Raw genomic sequence first — 1,309 nt, 5'->3', positions numbered from 1 at the left:
AGGGCTGATTTACAACCTTTTCCTCAGCCGCTGCCAAAGTTGTGGGAATTTCTCCAGCTAACAGCCGGGGCACACCCATATCCACTGTTACTAGACCATTGCTCTGTACATGGGGCACCATTACCCCTGCCAACGTGTGAATGCGTAATTGCCGATCGTTGGTGTCTGGCTTGCCATCTAATTGCTCTAGGTAGGTGAGAAACTTCGCCAAGCAGCGAATGCCGTTACCACACATCTCTGGCTCTGAACCGTCGGCATTAAAAATCCGCATGGCATAGTCGGTGTCGCCTTGTCCTGGCAGGGCGAAGATTACGCCATCAGCGCCAATGCCAAAATGGCGATCGCACAGGGCTGTGGCTTGCTCAGGAGTGAGACAAGGAGTTGCCTGATAGCGATTGTCGATCAGAATGAAATCATTGCCGAGTCCCTGATACTTGCTAAACTCAATGGTCATAGAGATTTACGGTGAAAACAGATGAGCGTAGAACTAGATACAGCCCTGCCAAGTGTTCGCATCATTGGCGGTTATATCCGTGAGAAAAAAGATATTGAGTTTCAGCTTACAACCAATGAAAAGCTGACGGGTCAAATTCGCTGGCAAGATCCTCTGTATATTGGCGTAGCAGATGCTGCTGGTAAGATTGTGCTCGTGTCTCGTCATGCGATCGCCTATCTGCACGAAAAGGCGTAGTCAGTCCCTGAATGGTTAAGTCCAGCTTTAGGAATCCAGCATATACAGCCCCAATTCCGAACTGGAGTCTGGCAGCAGATTATGGAGGTATCTCTACAGCAGGAGAGATGAGTTGTGAGTTATCTTGGTATGAGTCGAATCATCCAGTAGATGGATGAGAACTTAGTTGATAGGCTGACACCTGCTAAGCGATCTGCCCTTTAGTGAGTTGGCACTAGCTAATTACATTGCCGTCAACTACTCAGATTACCATGACACTTAACAACAATATAATGAGTATGTCACCATTGATACCAGCTAATACCCGTGATCACGCCCCACGATTGCAAAAACCATCACCATGGTTTGCTGTGCTTTCAGGTGTCGTCACAACTTCGTTCATTTTCACCTATGCACTGGGAGCTGTTGCCTATAATGCTCCTGCTTCCAAGCACAGCTCAACTCTGCTGCTAGTCCAGTCTCTCAGTGCTGAAGATTACTTCCGGCAAGCTTTTAACAAGCAACAGAGTGGTGATAACCGAGGGGCGATCGCTGACTATGACCAAGCCATTCGCCTGCGACCTAATTATGCCGATGCCTACTACAATCGGGGCCTTTCTAAGGCTGCCATTGGCGATG

The 1,309-nt window shown here is 48.4% G+C and carries 3 protein-coding genes; 2 read left to right on the top strand and 1 reads right to left on the bottom strand.

Translation table 11 applies throughout. The features are described 5' to 3' along the window. On the bottom strand, positions 1-454 hold a 454-nt coding region (gene dapF, locus NZ772_19100), incomplete at its 3' end, for a diaminopimelate epimerase (protein ID MCS6815665.1). A 21-nt stretch (positions 455-475) separates the two neighbouring features. Here dapF and NZ772_19095 point away from each other — a divergent pair. Next, positions 476-691 carry an RNA-binding protein hfq gene (locus NZ772_19095; protein ID MCS6815664.1) on the top strand — a complete coding sequence of 72 codons (216 nt, stop codon included), beginning with the start codon at positions 476-478 and terminating at the stop codon, positions 689-691. 272 nt (positions 692-963) lie between these two features. Next, positions 964-1,309: tetratricopeptide repeat protein (locus NZ772_19090; protein ID MCS6815663.1), on the top strand; the 346-nt coding region annotated here is incomplete at its 3' end.

This window comes from Cyanobacteriota bacterium (assembly GCA_025054735.1).
Lineage (GTDB): Bacteria > Cyanobacteriota > Cyanobacteriia > SKYG9 > SKYG9 > SKYG9.
Note: the sequence above shows the minus strand (reverse complement) of the source record. Positions and strands in the feature narration are given on the sequence as shown.

Bases quoted from the DNA above. Each gene is read 5' to 3' on its own strand.
- NZ772_19095 (MCS6815664.1), top strand. From the start codon at position 476: ATGAGCGTAGAACTAGATACAGCCCTGCCAAGTGTTCGCATCATTGGC.